Source organism: Nocardia amamiensis NBRC 102102, assembly GCF_001612745.1.
Lineage (GTDB): Bacteria > Actinomycetota > Actinomycetes > Mycobacteriales > Mycobacteriaceae > Nocardia > Nocardia amamiensis.
Genome location: NZ_BDBA01000109.1, coordinates 1 through 15,808 on the forward strand (window position 1 = coordinate 1; position 15,808 = coordinate 15,808).

14 protein-coding genes are annotated in these 15,808 nt (G+C 68.5%); 3 read left to right on the forward strand and 11 right to left on the reverse strand.

Going from position 1 to position 15,808, the window contains the following annotated elements; genetic code table 11:
* The 3 genes from NA4_RS20250 to mqo form a co-directional block, all read right to left on the reverse strand.
* Positions 1 to 1,326 (reverse strand): magnesium chelatase ATPase subunit I (locus NA4_RS20250; protein WP_157129170.1); only part of this gene is annotated, 1,326 nt, incomplete at its 3' end.
* Between the two features lie 400 nt (positions 1,327 to 1,726).
* Positions 1,727 to 2,176 (reverse strand): GNAT family N-acetyltransferase, encoded by a 450-nt coding sequence (locus NA4_RS20255; protein ID WP_067472032.1) that lies wholly within the window; start codon positions 2,174 to 2,176, stop codon positions 1,727 to 1,729.
* A 19-nt stretch (positions 2,177 to 2,195) separates the two neighbouring features.
* Complete coding sequence (gene mqo / locus NA4_RS20260) at positions 2,196 to 3,725, reverse strand: malate dehydrogenase (quinone) (protein ID WP_067472036.1); 1,530 nt, start codon at positions 3,723 to 3,725, stop codon at positions 2,196 to 2,198.
* 285 nt (positions 3,726 to 4,010) lie between these two features.
* On the opposite strand from mqo, the gene NA4_RS20265 reads away from it, so the two are divergent.
* Positions 4,011 to 5,081, forward strand: coding sequence for an alpha/beta hydrolase (locus NA4_RS20265; RefSeq protein WP_067472040.1), 1,071 nt, complete (start codon positions 4,011 to 4,013; stop codon positions 5,079 to 5,081).
* Here NA4_RS20265 and NA4_RS20270 read toward each other — a convergent pair.
* From NA4_RS20270 to map, 5 genes are all read right to left on the reverse strand, one after another.
* Entirely contained in the window at positions 5,061 to 5,624 is a 564-nt protein-coding gene (locus tag NA4_RS20270) for a hypothetical protein (protein ID WP_067472043.1), read from the reverse strand. The genes NA4_RS20265 and NA4_RS20270 overlap by 21 nt on opposite strands.
* A 54-nt stretch (positions 5,625 to 5,678) precedes the next feature.
* Positions 5,679 to 6,071 carry a type II toxin-antitoxin system VapC family toxin gene (locus tag NA4_RS20275; protein ID WP_067472047.1) on the reverse strand — a complete coding sequence of 131 codons (393 nt, stop codon included), beginning with the start codon at positions 6,069 to 6,071 and terminating at the stop codon, positions 5,679 to 5,681.
* A complete protein-coding gene (locus NA4_RS20280) occupies positions 6,071 to 6,355 on the reverse strand; it encodes an AbrB/MazE/SpoVT family DNA-binding domain-containing protein (RefSeq protein WP_228837287.1) in 285 nt (94 codons plus the stop codon). The genes NA4_RS20275 and NA4_RS20280 overlap by 1 nt, the downstream gene beginning before the upstream one ends.
* A 93-nt stretch (positions 6,356 to 6,448) precedes the next feature.
* Positions 6,449 to 7,987 (reverse strand): cobyric acid synthase, encoded by a 1,539-nt coding sequence (locus NA4_RS20285; protein WP_067472121.1) that lies wholly within the window; start codon positions 7,985 to 7,987, stop codon positions 6,449 to 6,451.
* A gap of 106 nt (positions 7,988 to 8,093) precedes the next feature.
* Positions 8,094 to 8,957: a type I methionyl aminopeptidase gene (map, locus tag NA4_RS20290; RefSeq protein WP_067472050.1), complete on the reverse strand. Its 864-nt coding sequence runs from the start codon at positions 8,955 to 8,957 to the stop codon at positions 8,094 to 8,096.
* Positions 8,958 to 9,075: 118 nt separating this feature from the next.
* Between map and NA4_RS20295 the strand changes: the two genes are divergently transcribed.
* Positions 9,076 to 10,098: an LLM class flavin-dependent oxidoreductase gene (locus NA4_RS20295; RefSeq protein WP_067472053.1), complete on the forward strand. Its 1,023-nt coding sequence runs from the start codon at positions 9,076 to 9,078 to the stop codon at positions 10,096 to 10,098.
* Positions 10,099 to 10,200: 102 nt separating this feature from the next.
* Here the strand turns inward: NA4_RS20295 and NA4_RS20300 are convergent, their stop codons facing one another.
* The 3 genes from NA4_RS20300 to NA4_RS20310 all read right to left on the reverse strand — a co-directional run bounded on the left by NA4_RS20300 (position 10,201) and on the right by NA4_RS20310 (position 12,243).
* The gene (locus NA4_RS20300; protein WP_067472124.1) at positions 10,201 to 10,560 is read right to left on the reverse strand and encodes a DUF4254 domain-containing protein; all 360 of its coding nucleotides are present in this window, start codon (positions 10,558 to 10,560) and stop codon (positions 10,201 to 10,203) included.
* A gap of 320 nt (positions 10,561 to 10,880) precedes the next feature.
* Entirely contained in the window at positions 10,881 to 11,261 is a 381-nt protein-coding gene (locus NA4_RS20305) for a DUF1304 domain-containing protein (RefSeq protein WP_067472056.1), read from the reverse strand.
* 166 nt (positions 11,262 to 11,427) lie between these two features.
* On the reverse strand, positions 11,428 to 12,243 hold the full coding sequence (locus tag NA4_RS20310; RefSeq protein WP_067472059.1) for an amidohydrolase family protein: 816 nt from the start codon (positions 12,241 to 12,243) through the stop codon (positions 11,428 to 11,430).
* A 135-nt stretch (positions 12,244 to 12,378) separates the two neighbouring features.
* Between NA4_RS20310 and NA4_RS20315 the strand changes: the two genes are divergently transcribed.
* Complete coding sequence (locus NA4_RS20315; protein WP_067472062.1) at positions 12,379 to 15,807, forward strand: serine/threonine-protein kinase; 3,429 nt, start codon at positions 12,379 to 12,381, stop codon at positions 15,805 to 15,807.
* Position 15,808 lies beyond the last annotated feature (1 nt).

Consider the following 15,808-nt stretch of genomic DNA (forward strand, 5'->3'; position numbering starts at 1 on the left):
CGGCGCGCCCTCGCCGACGCCCGGCACCTCCCAGCGCGGCGGTCGTGCCGCCGCGGAAACCGGTGCGCCACTGCGTCCTTCGCCCGATCCGCCGCCCGGCCCGTCCGGAGGCGAAGGGTCCTCAGGTCCGCCATCGGGGTCCTCACCCGATCCGCCGCCTGGCCCGTCCGGCGGCGAAAGGTCCTCAGGTCCGCGATCGGGGTCCTCGCCCGTTTTGCCGCCCGGCCCGTCCGGTGACGAACGGTCCTCGGGTCCCCCGTCGGTGTTCTCGCCGGAAACGCCGTCCGGTTCCGCGTCGGGCGGTCCTAATTCCTGCGTCTGCGTACGCGATTGCTCCTCGCGCCGCGCCTGCGCCGCCGCGTCGCGCATGGCGTCGTCGAGCTGCTGTTCGCTGATACCGGGCTCGTCGAACGGATCACGCCTGCGTCGGTGCGGTAGCGCCAGTTCCGCGGCGATGCGCACGTCGTCCTCGGTCACCGCGTCGCCCCCGCGCCAAGCGGCATGCGCGGTCGCGGCCCGCGCGACGACCAGGTCGGCGCGCATCCCGTCGACGTCGAACGCGGCGCACAGCGCGGCGATCCGGCGCAACTCCACGTCGTCGAGTTCCACCAGGCCGACCCGTTCCCGAGCGGCGAGGATCCGCTCGGCCACCGCGCGATCTGCCTCGGCGTACCGCGCCACGAACCCGGCCGGATCGGCCTCGTAGTCCAGCCTGCGGCGCACCACCGCCATCCGCACGTCCACATCCCGGGATGCGGCCACGTCCACGGTCAGCCCGAACCGGTCAAGCAGCTGTGGGCGCAGCTCGCCTTCTTCCGGGTTCATCGTCCCGACCAGCACGAAACGCGCCGGATGCGAGTGCGAGATGCCGTCGCGTTCGATGTGCACCCGGCCCATCGCCGCCGCGTCGAGCAGCACGTCCACCAGATGGTCGTGCAGCAGGTTGACCTCGTCCACGTAGAGCACACCATGGTGCGCGGCGGCCAGCAGGCCGGGACGGAACGCCTGCTCCCCGTCGCGGAGAACCCGCTCCAGGTCGAGGGAACCGACCACGCGGTCCTCGGTCGCGCCCACCGGCAGCTCCACCAGCCGGGCAGGCCGTGCCCCGGTCTCGTCCACCACCGGCGGCAGCAACTGGGCCAGCGCGCGCACCACGGTCGACTTGGCGGTGCCCTTCTCGCCGCGAACCAGCACGCCGCCGATGCCGGGATGCACCGCGCACAGGATCAGCGCCAGTTGCAGCCGCTCCTGTCCGACGACGGCCGAGAAGGGAAACCCGGCCTCACCGTCCGAACCCGGACGCGTTCGGGCGTGCTGTTCGGACATATGCGCGGTTTCGGCGTGGGACACGGGCATGCTCCAACTCTAGGCACGACGCGTCAGTTGCCGATCGCCGCCCTCCATCCCCACCGAACCCACCGCGTGTCTTGCGGCCACACCCGCACCCGTCGCTCGAACACCGTGGAGCGAGCCTTACGAGCAACATTTGCGGCCTGGTTCGCGCCTAAGGCCCTCCGCTACCGCACCCAACGGGGCCGTCAACACCCGCAGCCACCGCATCGCCGCGATCGCTCCCGCGTCCCGCGAACACAGAGCGAGCCCTATGAGCAGCGTCCGCGGCGCGGACCGCGCCCAAGGCCCACCGCTACCGCACCCAACGGGCCGTGAACGCCCGCACCCGCCCCGGAAAACCGGAGCGGGTGCGAATGGCGGTACGAGGCGCTTCTTATCCCCTGCGCATCGGCACGTGCGCGATGCCGTCCTCGTCGAATTCCTCGCCGTCGACCTTGAAGCCGTGCTTGGTGTACAGGTCGATCAGGTAGCTCTGCGCGAACAACCGCACCGTCGCCGAACCGACCTCGGCCAGCGCCGCCTGCAGCAGTCGCGTGGTGTAGCCGTGCCCCCGCGCGGGCGCCGCGGTACAGAGCCTGCCGATGCGGAAGCTCTTCACCCCGTCCTGGTGCTCCTCGCACAGGCGCAGCGTCGCGATCACCTCGCCCTCGTCATCGAGCCAGAAGTGCCTGGTCTCGGGCAGCAGGTCCTGCCCGTCCAATTCCGGGTAGGCGCATTTCTGTTCGACGACGAAGACTTCGACGCGAAGTTTCAACAGCTGGTAGAGCGTCGCGGTGTCGAGATCCTGCGCCCATGACCGTTTGAGAGCAACCGTTGACATCATCGCCCGTTGCTATCACAACCTAGGCGTTCGCCGCGACCCCCGCGTGCCTCGGCGTGTTCTCGCCACCGCCGACGAGGTTCAGCGTCTTGGAGGTCCAATCCCACACTTCGTGGAACAGCGCCGGGTTGTCCGAGAGCTTCACGCCCAGGGAGGGCACCATTTCCTTCAGCTTCGGCGTCCACTCGGCGTACTCCCGCGGGAAGCAGCGCTCCAAGACGTCGAGCATGGCGGTGACGCAGGTCGAGGCGCCCGGCGATGCGCCGAGCAGACCGGCGATGGAGCCGTCCTTCGCGGCGATCACGGCGGTGCCGAACTCGAGCACGCCGCCGACGCCCTTGCGCCGGATCACCTGCACGCGCTGGCCGGCGGTGATCAGCTCCCAGTCCCTGGCCTCGGCGCGCGGGATGAACTCCGACAGCGTGATCACCTTGCCCGCCTCGGACTTCAGCAGCTCGCTGACCAGGTACTTGGTCAGACCCAGCTCGGTGACGCCGACACCGAGCAGGGAGAAGATGTTGTTCGGCCGCACCGACTTGAACAAGTCGGTGTTCTTGCCGTCCTTGAGGAATTTCGGCGTCCAGCCCGCGTAGGGCCCGAACAGCAGGCCCGGCCTGCCCTTGATCACGCGAGTGTCCAAGTGCGGCACCGACATCGGCGGCGCGCCGACCGCGGCCTTGCCGTATACCTTGGCCTCGTGCTGCCGGATCAGCGCCGGGTTGACGCAGCGGAAGAACTGGCCACTGACCGGGAATCCGCCGAATCCCTTGGCTTCCCTGATATCGGCCTTCTGCAGCAGGGGCAGCGCGCCGCCGCCCGCGCCGACGAACACGAATTTGCTGATCAGCGTGCGGGTTTCCCGGGTGCGGACGTTGCGGACGGTGACCAGCCAGGATCCGTCGCGCAATTTGGACAGGTCGCGGACCTCGTGGCCGAAGGCCAGGTCGGCGCCGGTGGCGCCGAGGTAGGCGAGCAAATCCTTGGTGAGCGCGCCGAAGTCGATGTCCGTGCCGCCGTCGGTCCAGTTCAGCGCCACCGGATCGGAGAAGTCCCGGCCGCGCGTCATCAGCGGCAGGCGCCGGGCGAACTCGTCGGGGCTGTCGATGTACTCCATGCCCTCGAACAGCGGGTGCGGCGCCAGCGCCTCGTACCGCTTGCGCAGGTACTCCACGTTGTCGGCGCCGTGCACGAAGCTGACGTGCGGAATCGGGTTGATGAAGGCGGACGGATCGCCGAGGATGCCGTTCTCCACGCCGTAGGACCAGAACTGGCGCGAGACCTGGAAGCGCTCGTTGATGTCGACGGCCTTGGTGATGTCCACCGAACCGTCGGGGTTCTGCGGACTGTAGTTCAGCTCACACAGAGCGGAATGTCCGGTGCCCGCGTTGTTCCATGGGTCGCTACTCTCCGCCGCGGCGGCGTCGAGCCGCTCGAACAGGGAGATCGACCAGTCCGGCTGCAGCTGCCGCAGCAGCGCGCCGAGGGTGGCGCTCATGATGCCGGCACCGATGAGTACTACATCGGTCTTTTCAGTGAGGGCAGCGTTCGGCACGGGTAGATCGACTTCCTTGTCCTTCTGCGCGGGCCCACCGGGTGGGTGGACCTGCCTGGGCACGGTGTGTGGTTGTCACTCGGGTCCGGCTCCGCCGTTCCCGAACTGCATGGCGGGAGTCAGGTTACCCGCCGTTCACCTAGGCCCAATTGTGCACCTCACCACCCTCGCGACACGCGACCAGCCTGCCGAATGTGCGGAATGCGACAGAGATCGTCGTCACTTCCGCGGCGGGGAGACCGCAACGGTCTGTCGGCGCGCGGCACCGGCCGATACATTGGTCGCGTGACGAACGAACAGTCGCTTGCCGAGCCGGTCAGCACCTCTCCGGATGGCGGGGGCTGGCGCCCCGACGTCCTAGGCCAGCACTACCAGCAGCGCACGCTCCCGCTGGGCCCCGATCCCGACGGCGAAGCCGACGTGGTCGCCACGCTGGTGCGCTACGTGCCTTCCGGTGCCGTCGAGCAGACCGCGGGCGCGGTGCTCTACGTCCACGGATTCACCGATTACTTCTTCCAGGAGCACCTCGCCGAGCACTTCGCCGAGCGCGGGTTCCAGTTCTACGCGCTCGATCTGCGCAAGTGCGGCCGCTCGCTGCGCGACGGGCACACGCCGCACTATGTGACCGATCTCGCTTTCTACGACCGGGAACTGGACGAGTCGCTGCGGATCGTGCGTGCCGAGACCGGTGCGCCGGTGGTCATCAATGCGCATTCCACCGGGGGCTTGGTCGCGTCGCTGTGGCTGGACCGGCTCAACCGCAGCCGGGGTACGGCCGCCGCGGGGATCACCGGAGTGGTGCTCAACAGCCCGTGGTTCGACCTGCAAGGGCCGGCGTATTACCGGACCATCGGAACGCGGGTCATCAAAACCGTGGGGCGGTTCCGGAGGATGGTCCAGTTACCCGGGGGCAAGATCAGCACTTACGGCGACAGCCTGCACCGGTCGGCGTCCGGCGAGTGGGATTACAACCTGGACTGGAAGCCATTGGAGGGCTTCCCGGTCCGGCTCGGATGGCTGCGCGCGATCCGCAACGGCCACGCACGGCTGCACGCGGGCCTCGACATCGGCGTGCCGTCGCTGATCCTGCGCTCCCGGATGACCAAGTTCGCCCGGCGGTACGGTCCCGCGGTGGACGTGGCCGACGCGGTGCTCGACGTCAAGCAGATCCAGCGCTGGTCGGGCTGCCTGGGCGACCGCACCAACATGGTGCCGATCGACGGCGCCAAGCACGACGTGTTCCTGTCCGGCCCCACGGCACTGACTCAGGCGTTCGCCGAGATGGACAGCTGGCTGGACTGGCTGGCCGGCTACCAGGCCGCCATCCGGCAGCAGTCACCAGAGGCTGGTGCGTAGCACGATCTCGGTGGCCAGCTCGTGGTCGGCTTCGGTCGCGACGTTGGTGACGTCGATCTCGATCACCCGGAACTCGCCGTAGACAAACCGCCCGGATGCGTCGGCCACCGAGCGCGGCAGGCTCTTGGTGACCAGCAGCGTCGTCGGCACCTCCACCGGACCCGTGGTCGCGTCCAGCACCGCGCCGTCGGCGCCGGCAGCGGCCGGATGGCCGCGGTCGGCGACCACGAGGCTCTGGAACCGGCCGAAGCCGCGTGCGCACGCCTGCCAGGCCAGCACGGCGCCCGCACCGCGTCCGGCGACGTTCACCCACGGCAGCCCGAGCTGGTCCAGGATCGCGGTCACACCGGCCGCGTTCAGGCCGTCGATCGACTCCACCGCGAAGGTGTGCAGGTCCGAGGTGTGCAGGCGGGCGCAGACCTGGTCGTAGACGTCCGCCGGATCACCCGCGTCGGGCAGCAGCAGCACGCTGTGCCGGGACTGCGGCCCGTCGATCCGCACGGTCCACGCCCGGTCATCTACCGTGATCCGCCGAGATTCCATGCCGAATCACGCTACACGGATGATCGGGCCGCGGGCGCGCGTTGGGGGCCGCACTCAGGCGAGCAGCCGCATTCCGGCCCGCTCACCTGCGTTGTGATCGAAGGTGACGGTCAGCTCACAACCCGCTTCCTGACCGAGCTGCTGGATCAGCGCGTCGGCGAAGTCCGCGCCGTCGGCGGCCCGGCGCAGCGCCTGGCGCACGGTGTCGGCGCGCTCGACCACGATCTCGCTGGAGTCGAGCAGGCCGAGCAGCACGTCGGTGACGGCTTCGGGGTCCTGTTTGTAGCCGCGGCGCAGCACCCAGTGGATCTCGGCGAGCACGATCATCGTGACGTAGCCGGGCCTGCTCTCACTGAGCCCGTCGATCACCTGGTTGGCCCGCGCGGACTGTTCCGGGTCGTCCTGGGTGAGGTAGCGGATGAGCACGTTCGCGTCCAGACCGATCATCACCGCTTGCCCTCCACCACGTTGCCCGCGATCGCCTCGTTCATCTCGGCGAGGCCGATCGGCGAGCCGGACCAGCCGACGATGCCCTTCAGCGACTTGATCGTGCGCGTCTCCGGCACCAGCTCGTAGGTGCCGGTCGGCGTGGGCACGAAGGCGACCCGCACACCGGCGCGCAGCCCCATCGCGACACGCACGTCGATCGGGATGGTGATCTGCCCTTTGCTGGTCACGGTCGCCGACACGATGCTTCCCCCTCGGCTGTTGGGCTTCTTGTCCGTCGCCATATTCCTCACCCGACCGTCATCGTTCGCTGCGATCGGCCCGCCTTACCTGGGGCCGGATTCCTTACGGCAAGGTAAGGCGCGGGGTGCGCGGCGTCAACCGATACGGTCACCAGCGAGAACAGCGCCGGTGGACAAGACCGGCAGATCGGCGGTCGCACCCTCGGTGAGGAGTCGCTCGATCGCCGCGACGTCGAGATGGTCTTCGACCAACCCGGCCACGAGATCGAGCTGCGCGGCCCGCACGGCGGCGACCGAAACATCCTCGGCCACAAGGAAACCCGTTCGCCCAGCGGCCGCGGCGACCGTGCGCAGCCAGCCGCGCCGCAATTCGTCCGATTCCAGCAGCCCGTGCAGATGGGTGCCCCACACCGCCCCGCGCACGCTGCCCTCCGGCTCGCCGCCGACCGTGAGCCACGGCGAGTCGCCCCGGTGCGTCACGCGGCCGTGGTGGATCTCGTAGCCACGCACGGGAATTCCCGCGGCATGTCCTTCGCTGCGGCGCAAGACCTTCGGCTCGGCGAATTCGATGGTGAGGTCGAGCAGCCCGAGTCCGTCCACCTCGCCCTCGCCGGACTCCACCCGGTCCAGGATCCGGGTACCGAGCATCTGGTACCCGCCGCAGATCCCCAGGATCGGACCACCCGCGGCGGCGCGTGCGCGCAGCGCATCGGCAATACCGGTGCGCCGCAACCACCCCAGGTCCGACACCGTCGCCTTGCTGCCCGGCACGATCACCAGATCCGCACCCGCGAGCCGGGAAGGCTCGCTCACCCAGCGCACCGCGATGCCCGGTTCGCAGGCAAGCGCCTCGATGTCGGTGGAGTTGGAGATGCGCGGCAGCCGGATCGCGGCGGCGGTCAGCCATTCGGTGCCGATCGGCGGGCGCGGGCGGCCCACCGGCGCATCGGCGAGAGTGCCGAGCGAGTCCTCGGCATCGATCCACAGGTCCTCGGCGTACGGGAGCACCCCGAGGGTGGGGCGACCGGTGAGCTCGGTGAGCCGGTCCAAACCCGGCCGCAGCAGCTCCTGGGCACCGCGGAACTTGTTCACGATGAAGCCCGAGATCAACTGCTGGTCCTCGGGCTCCAGGATCGCCAAAGTGCCGAACAGGTGGGCCAGCACGCCGCCGCGGTCGATGTCGCCGACGAGCAGCACCGGCAACCGTGCGGCCCGCGCGAGGCCCATGTTCGCCAGATCCGTTGCACGCAGGTTGATTTCGGCGGGCGATCCGGCGCCCTCGCAGATCACCACATCGAATTCGGCGCGCAGCGCAGCGAGTTCGGCGGCCACGACGGCGCGCAGTTCCCTGCGGTGCCGGAAGTAGTCCTCGGCGCCGACCGTGCCGACAGCCGTCCCCCGCACCACGAGTTGCGAACGGCGGTCGCTGCCGGGCTTGAGCAGGACCGGGTTGAAGCGGACGCTCGGTTCGAGCCCGCATGCCTGCGCCTGCAACGCCTGCGCCCGGCCGATCTCCCCGCCGTCGAGCGTGACCACGGAGTTGTTGGACATGTTCTGCGCCTTGAACGGCGCGACACGCACACCGCGCCGGGCCAGCATCCGGCAGATCCCGGCCACCACGACGCTCTTACCCGCGTCCGATGTCGTACCTGCGACCAGCAGCGCGCCCTTCATCGCACGGGCCCGATCGCCGACGGAGTCGCACAATCCGCCGAATACGGTAGCGGGGCAAGGGCACTCACCGGCAACGGCCCGACGCGGAATCCGGCAAGGCCGTGCATCACGGCAGGGTCAGGATCTCGGCCCCCGACTCGGTCACGACCAGGGTGTGTTCGAACTGTGCGGTCCATTTGCGGTCCTTGGTGACGACGGTCCAGCCGTCGTCCCAGATCTCGTAATCGATGCCGCCGAGGTTGATCATCGGCTCGATGGTGAACGTCATGCCCGGTTCGATGACGGTCTCCACCGCGGGCTGGTCGTAGTGCAGCACGACCAAGCCGCTGTGGAATGTGGGTCCGACGCCGTGGCCGGTGAAGTCGCGCACCACGCCGTAGCCGAAACGGTTGGCGTAGGACTCGATGACCCGCCCGATCACATTCAGTGCGCGGCCCGGCCGGACCGCCTTGATGGCCCGCATGGTGGCCTCTTCGGTCCGCTCGACGAGCAAGCGCACCTCCTCGTCGACGTCACCGGCCAGGAAGGTCTTGTTGGTGTCGCCGTGCACGCCGTCGATATAGGCCGTGACATCGATATTGACGATGTCGCCGTCCTCGATCACGGTGGAGTCCGGGATGCCGTGGCAGATCACCTCGTTCAGCGAGGTGCAGCAGGACTTCGGAAATCCCTTGTAGCCCAGGGTCGACGGATACGCGCCGTGGTCGCACAGGTACTCGTGCGCGATGCGGTCCAGTTCGTCGGTGGTGACGCCCGGCGCGACCGCCTTGCCCGCCTCCGCCAGGGCCTGTGCGGCGATCTTGCCCGCGATCCGCATCTTCTCGATCGTCTCCGCCGTCTGCACCCAGGGCTCGCGCCCCTCGTTGGCGGTCTTCTTCCACGCGTACTCCGGGCGCTCGATCGCGCGCGGGACTTCACGGGTGGGCGACAGCGTGCCGGGAACGAGCGGCTTGCGGGTGCGGACAGACATAGCGAACAGCGTAATCGGCCGGTCGGGCCGACGCCGAAGGCCAGCCGGAATAGTTTCGGACCACGGTCCGTTTACTGTATTGGTTGACATCGAAACAACTCGGAAAGAGGCTCGAACCGTGGAACTGGGACTCACGACGTTCGCCGAGCTCTACCCGGTCGGCGACCGGCCCGCACCGACGGCGGCCCAGCGGCTGCGCGAGGTGGTCGAGGAGGCCTTCGCCACCGAGCGCGCCGGACTCGACGTGTACGGCGTCGGCGAGCACCACCGCAAGGACTTCGCCGCCTCCTCCCCCGCGGTCGTGCTCGCGGCGATCGCGGCCCGCACCGAGCGGATCCGGCTCACCAGCGCGGTCAGCGTGTTGAGCTCGGACGATCCGGTCCGGGTGTACCAGGACTTCGCCACGCTGGACGGCCTGTCCGCGGGCCGCGCGGAGCTGATGGCCGGACGCGGCTCGTTCACCGAATCGTTCCCGCTGTTCGGCTACGACCTGGCCGACTACGACGAACTGTTCGACGAGAAGCTGGCGCTGCTGCTGCGCATTCGCCAGGACGAGCCGGTCACCTGGAGCGGCAAGTTCCGTCCGCCGCTGCGCGACACCGTCGTCTACCCGCGCACCGACCATCGGCCGCTGCCGGTCTGGATCGCGGTGGGCGGCAGCCCGGAGTCGGTGATCCGTGCCGGACTACTCGGTCTTCCGCTGGCCATCGCGATCATCGGCGGACAACCCACTCGGTTCAAGCCGCTGGTCGAGCTCTACCACCGCGCACTGGAACAGGGCGGCCACCCGAGACAGGCGGTCGCGGTGCACGCGCACGGCTATGTCGCGGATACCGACGCACAGGCCGTTGCCGACTTCTACGAGCCGTACGCGCTGGCGATGAGCACCATCGGACGCGAGCGGGGATGGGGTCCGATGACCCGCGCCCAGTTCGACGCATTGCGCGCACCAGGAGGTTCGCTGTTCGTCGGTACGCCCGACTACGTCGCCGACAAGGTCGCCGCGGTCGGCGAAACGCTCGGGCTGGACCGCTTCATGCTGCACACCAGCGTGGGCACACTGCCACACGAGAAGGTCTTGCACACCATCGAACTGCTCGGCGCGAAGGTCGCCCCGCGTCTCGCTGCCATAGCGGAGTGATTGCCGCGCAACGGGAGTGGCGGGCGTGCCGCGCCAGTCGACCACGCGGCACGCCGGGCACGGCGCCCCGTTGCGCCCGCCGTCACCGTGCCGGTGAGCTGATCACTGCTCGGGCAGGCGTCGGCGGCCACCGGCAACGTCGGTTACCAGATCAGTGTATCCGTCGACGAGTTCGGCCAGCTGGTACCAATGCTTATGGGTGTTGTCGCTGCGCGCGCCTTCGCTGTCGATGACCTGATTCGCGTCCACCCAGCTACGCGCCATCCGGTCCACCACCGCGCCGAGGCTTTCGGTGTGCAGTGAGGCCCCGTTGCGGTGCTGCGGCATCTCCTGCGCCACCCAGTCATTGATGTCGTCGACGAGTTCGCTACGACGACAGTCTATTTCGGCGATCAGGGCGATGTCCTTCAGCTGGGCGCGACGCTGATGTAGCTCGGCGAGCGCGTGTGCGGACCGTAGCAGTTCCCGATCTTGGAAACGGCGTCCTTGGAAAGCACACAATAATTGCGGCGCGGTCGGCAATGCGCCAACCGTCGGCGCGCTCACCGCCCTACTCCGAGTTCACCCGACACCAACGCTCTTTGTACCAACATGATTGGCTCTCGATTCGGTTATCCCGGTCATCGGATCGGTTATCACAACTAGGTTAGCTGGATCATGCACGCACAGGTGCAAGAACGCAAGATTGCGTCCGCCCTTCTGCAGTCAAGGCTCCTGACCGCACGGGATGCCCAGAGCCCATCGAGCGCAATCGATTTCGGCGCCCCGATGGGCGGCGATGCTCAGAGCTGGGTCAGCGCGGCCAGCAACGTCAGCACGGGCAGCGTGCCCTGTATTACGGCGCCCCTGGCGAACCGGCGGTCGTGGGCCACCAGGACGACCGCGGCGGCCAGCATCGAGCCGCACCCCGTCGACACCAGCGCCCAGCCCGCCTCCGGGACCGGCCGCAGCAGCGCCACGCCCACCAGCGTCGTCACCGCGAGGAACAGGTTGTAGAAGCCTTGATTGAAGGCCCACGGCCGCGCTGCGGGCAGCTCGCCTTCGGACACCTGAAAGATCCCCTTGTACACCTTGGGATCGGTGAACCGCACGGACTCCAGGACGAAGATGCCGACGTGTAGCAAGGCGGCCGCGACCGCCAGTGCCTGGACAACCCACAGCATGTGACCTCCTCACGCAGTGAACCGGCCGGAGGACGTCGGCGGCGATCGCGGATCATGCGGCGAGCCGACGCGGACGGCCTGGGCGACTCCGGTATGCCGACGCGCATCCTATGGCCCGGCCCGCGTCGCCCACCGCAACGCACGCCTCGACACGCCGTGGCTCAGGTCACCCCGGCAGCCCGAACACGCGACGCGCGTTGCCGTCGAGGTACAGCTCGCGTGTTTCTTCGTCGAGGCCGAGAGCGTCGATGCCGTCGAGCGCGTGCTGCGGGAAGATCATCGGGTAGTTCGTACCGAACAACACCTTGCGACGGCCGCTGCCGGACTTCAGGTACGAGACCAGCTCCGCCGGAAGACGTTTCGTCGTATACGCCGACGTGTCGATGACGACGTTCTCGTGTTTGCGCGCGACGGCGATCATTTCCTCCGTCCACGGATAGCCGACATGTCCGCACACGATCGTCAGTTCAGGGAAGTCGAGCGCGACCTGATCGATGTACGGGATGGGACGGCCGGTCTCCGACGGCCGCAGCGGACCGGTGTGCCCCACCTGCGTACAGAACGGGAGCCCCAGGTCGACACAGGCCGCGAACAGCGGGTAGAAGCGCCGGTCGGTCGGCGGAAGCTCCCACAACCACGGCAGCACCCGCAGGCCCCTGAATCCTTGTCCGGCGCGGCGGCGCAGTTCCCGGACCGCATCCATCGGCCTGCGCAGATCCACCGAGGCGAGCGCAAACAGGCGCTCCGGCACCTCGGCGGCCCATGCCGCGACCTCGTCGTTGGAGATGAGAACACCGTCCGGCGCGTGCCAGGCCGATATCAGCGCCTGGTCGACGCCTGCGGCGTCCATCGCGGCCAAGGTGACCGCCAGCGGGATCTCACCGGTCGGGATCGTGTCGCCGGTCCAGCGCCGGAGCGAGGCGAACATGTCGTGGGCGAGGAACCTCTGGGTGGGGTGTTGCGCCCAGACGTCGATGGTCATGTGCGTGATCCTGTTCGTCGCATCGGATGGATCGCCTCCCAGCCGTACCGGTCGCAATAACCGAACCGGAAGGTTCGCCAGGCATAAACTGGGTATCTATCGCAGGACCGTAGACACCCGAGGCAGAGCAGGGCAATGGCTGGTTCGGACCCGTTCGCCACACAACGCGATCGGCCTTCAGGTATAGAGCAGGAACTGGAGGGCGCAGGTCTCGACGACCCCCAGGTGGTCGGCAAGGGCGGGTTCGGCGTGGTCTACCGCTGCCGGCAGCGCGCGCTGAATCGCAGCGTCGCGGTCAAGGTCCTCACCGGGCGGCCGGATCTGGAGCCGGAGAATGTCGAGCGGTTCCTGCGCGAGCAGCAGGCAATGGGCGCGCTGTCGGGGCACCCCAACATCGTGCCCATCCTGCATGTGGGGACGACCGACAGCGGACGCCCCTATCTGGTGATGCCGTATCACTCGCAGGGTTCCTTGGCCAACCGCATCCGCCGGGAGAATTTCCTGCCGTGGCAGGAGTCCATCGGGATCATCATCAAGCTGGCCGGGGCACTGGAGACCGCGCATCGCGCGGGGATCCTGCATCGCGACATCAAACCGGACAACGTCCTGCTCACCGACTACGGCGAGCCGCAGCTCACCGACTTCGGGATCGCCCGTGTCGAAGGGGGTTTCGAGACCGCGGCCGGAGTGGTAACCGGTTCCCCGGCGTTCACCGCGCCCGAGGTCCTGCGCTCGGGTGTTCCGTCGGTGGCCTCCGACGTCTATGGACTCGGCGCGACGCTGTTCGCCATGATCACCGGTCACGCGGCGTACGAACGTCGCTCCGGCGAGCAGATCGTCACTCAGTTCCTGCGGATCGCCTCCGATCCGCTCCCGGATCTGCGCCCCGACGGCATCCCCGACGACGTGTGCGCCGCCATCGAGTCCAGCATGTCGCACGATCCGGCGAACCGTCCGCGCTCCGCCGCCGCGTTCGGCGAATCGCTGCGCGATATCCAGCGCGCCAACGGCCTGCCGATCCAGAGCATGACGCTGCCTACCGTGGACCAGGCGATCTCGATCAAGGAAGACCTCAGTACCCGGCCCATGACGGCCACGGCACGACACCCCTCGGCCCACCCCAAGACGCCGCCCACCCCAGAGACGAAGTTCCGCCCGGCGATGTCCTCCCGGCCGCTGGTCCGCCGCGACCGGCTGATGGACGCGTTGCAAACCGAGCCGCGACCGCGGCTTGCCGTCATCCATGCCCCCGCCGGATTCGGCAAGAGCACACTGGCGGCCCAGTGGGCGAAGCGTCTGGCCGAAACCGATGGCGTCAAGGTGGCGTGGTTGAACGCCGACCGGGACGACAACAACGTCGTGTGGTTCCTCACCCACCTGATCGAGGCGTTCAACCGGGTGGTCCCGGAGTTGGCGCCGCAGTTGGCGCGGGTACTCGAAGAGGGTGACGACAGCGCCGCTCGCTATGTGCTCACCACGTTGGTCAGCACCATCCACAAACGCGGCGATCGTTTCGCGCTCGTCATCGACGACTGGGATCGAGTCACCGACCCGGCCGCCGTCGACGCCTTGCATTACCTCGTCGAGCAGGGCTCGCAGCACCTGCAGATCATTCTGACCAGCCGATCGGTGGAGAGTCTGCCGCTTGGCACCATGCGCGTTCGCCATGAGATAGTCGAAATCGATGCTGCGGCATTGCGTTTCGACGCCGATGAAGCGCGCGCGTTCTTCGCCGAGCAGAGCGGTGTCGCGCTGGCCGACAAGGAGAGCGCCGAGCTGCGCGACTGCACCGAAGGCTGGGCGGCCGGATTGCAGCTGGCTTCGCTGTCGCTGCGTGAGCACCCCGACCCCGCGACGCTGATCTCTCACCTGTCCGGGCGTCATCACACCATCGGCGAATACCTGGCCGAGAACGTGCTCGACACCGTCGAGCCGGATCTGCTCGATGTTCTGCTCAAAACCTCGCTACCCGAACGGATCTGCGGCAGCCTGGCGACCGCGCTGACCGGCCGGCCGCACGGTCAGGCAGTACTGGAGAACCTCGAACGGCGCAATCTGTTCCTGCGCCGGATCGACGAAGGCGGTGAATGGTTCCGCTACCACCATCTGTTCGTGGAGTTCCTCCGGCAGCGACTCGAACGCGACCATCCCGAGCGAGTGCCCGAACTGCACCGTGCGGCGGCGGCCTGGTTCGCCGAGCACGAAATGCTCAGCGAAGCCATCGATCACGCGCTCGCCTGCGGCGACGAGAAGAAGGCCGTCGACGTCGTCGAGGCGAAGGCCCGCGCCATGGTGCAAGGCGGCCAGCTCGCGACGTTCCTGGGCTTGGTCGCCAAACTGCCAACGGCCGAAGCCTGTGCGCGCCCGCAACTGCAGATCGGTGTCGCGTGGACGAATGCCCTGCTGCGTCGCACCACCGACATGCACGCCGCGTTGCGACTGATCCGGGCGTCACTGGAGAAATCCGCGGAGCCCGACCCCGACATCGCGGTGGAGGCCGACCTCATCGAGTGTGTGGAGCACGTGTTCGCCGATCGCCCGGAAGGCGTGGACGCCGTGGTCGCCGCGTGCCTCAACCGAGCCGACACGCTGGGGCCGTGGGCGCTCAGCGCGGCCGCGAACCTCGCCGCGTTCTCCGCCAGCTGCCAATTCGACTACGACCGAGCCCGCGAATGGCACGACTGGGCGGCCCCGTACTACCGGGAGACCCGCAACACGTTCAGCTTGATGTACAGCAACAGCCTGGTCGGCATCGCGGCGCGGGAGCAGCTCGATATCGCCGCGGCGGAACGCAGCTTCCGCACCGCCCTGCACATCGCCAGCACCTCCGCTGGCCCGCAGTCCTACGCCGCCCGGTTGGCCGGCGCTCTGCTCGGCGAATTGCTCTACGAACGCGACCAGCTCGCCGCCGCGGAACGGCTGCTGGACGAGGCGGGGCGGCTGGGCACCGAGGGCGGGCCGGTCGAATTCATGATGGCCGCCTACGCCACGGGGGCGCGGATCAAGGCCCTGCGAGGCGACCACGCGGCCGCCGCGCGGCGCCTGGCCGAAGGCGCCGAGGCCGCGCGTGCGCTGAAGCTGCCGCGCCTGGCCACCCGGATAACCAACGAGCAGGTCCGGCTCGGACTCACCGCGACTTACGCCACCGAACCGCCTGCTGGGGAAGACGGCATCGCGGCGATGGCCGCGGAAATGCGCGAGGATTCGGCGATCCGGATGCTGTTGCGCTCAGGAGCCGCGAAACGGGCGGCCGCCGCGGTCGCCCGCGCCCAGCAGTTACGCGACGGGATCGACACCGCGCGCCGCCCACGGGCCGCGGCGCAGGCACAGCTGCTGCTCGCCTCCTGCCTCGCGGCGGCCGGGAGGACCGACGCGGCGAAGGACGCCTTGGTCCCGGTGGTGGCCAAACACGCCGACGTGGGCCTCATCCGGCCGCTGCTCGACGAGGGGACGTGGATCACGTCACTGCTGCACACCCTGAATTACGACCTGCGCGAAGGACTCTGGAAAGACGAATGGCCGATCGTCCCTCCCGCTTTCCTGCACAGGTTGCTGGAACGCTGAA

Excerpts from the sequence above, each read along its gene's own strand:
- NA4_RS20255 (WP_067472032.1), bottom strand. The coding sequence starts at position 2,176 with ATGATGTCAACGGTTGCTCTCAAACGGTCATGGGCGCAGGATCTCGAC.
- NA4_RS20270 (WP_067472043.1), bottom strand. The coding sequence starts at position 5,624 with ATGGAATCTCGGCGGATCACGGTAGATGACCGGGCGTGGACCGTGCGG.
- NA4_RS20275 (WP_067472047.1), bottom strand. The coding sequence starts at position 6,071 with ATGATCGGTCTGGACGCGAACGTGCTCATCCGCTACCTCACCCAGGAC.
- NA4_RS20280 (WP_228837287.1), bottom strand. The coding sequence starts at position 6,355 with ATGGCGACGGACAAGAAGCCCAACAGCCGAGGGGGAAGCATCGTGTCG.
- NA4_RS20285 (WP_067472121.1), bottom strand. The coding sequence starts at position 7,987 with ATGAAGGGCGCGCTGCTGGTCGCAGGTACGACATCGGACGCGGGTAAG.
- map (WP_067472050.1), bottom strand. The coding sequence starts at position 8,957 with ATGTCTGTCCGCACCCGCAAGCCGCTCGTTCCCGGCACGCTGTCGCCC.
- NA4_RS20305 (WP_067472056.1), bottom strand. The coding sequence starts at position 11,261 with ATGCTGTGGGTTGTCCAGGCACTGGCGGTCGCGGCCGCCTTGCTACAC.
- NA4_RS20310 (WP_067472059.1), bottom strand. The coding sequence starts at position 12,243 with ATGACCATCGACGTCTGGGCGCAACACCCCACCCAGAGGTTCCTCGCC.
- NA4_RS20315 (WP_067472062.1), top strand. The coding sequence starts at position 12,379 with ATGGCTGGTTCGGACCCGTTCGCCACACAACGCGATCGGCCTTCAGGT.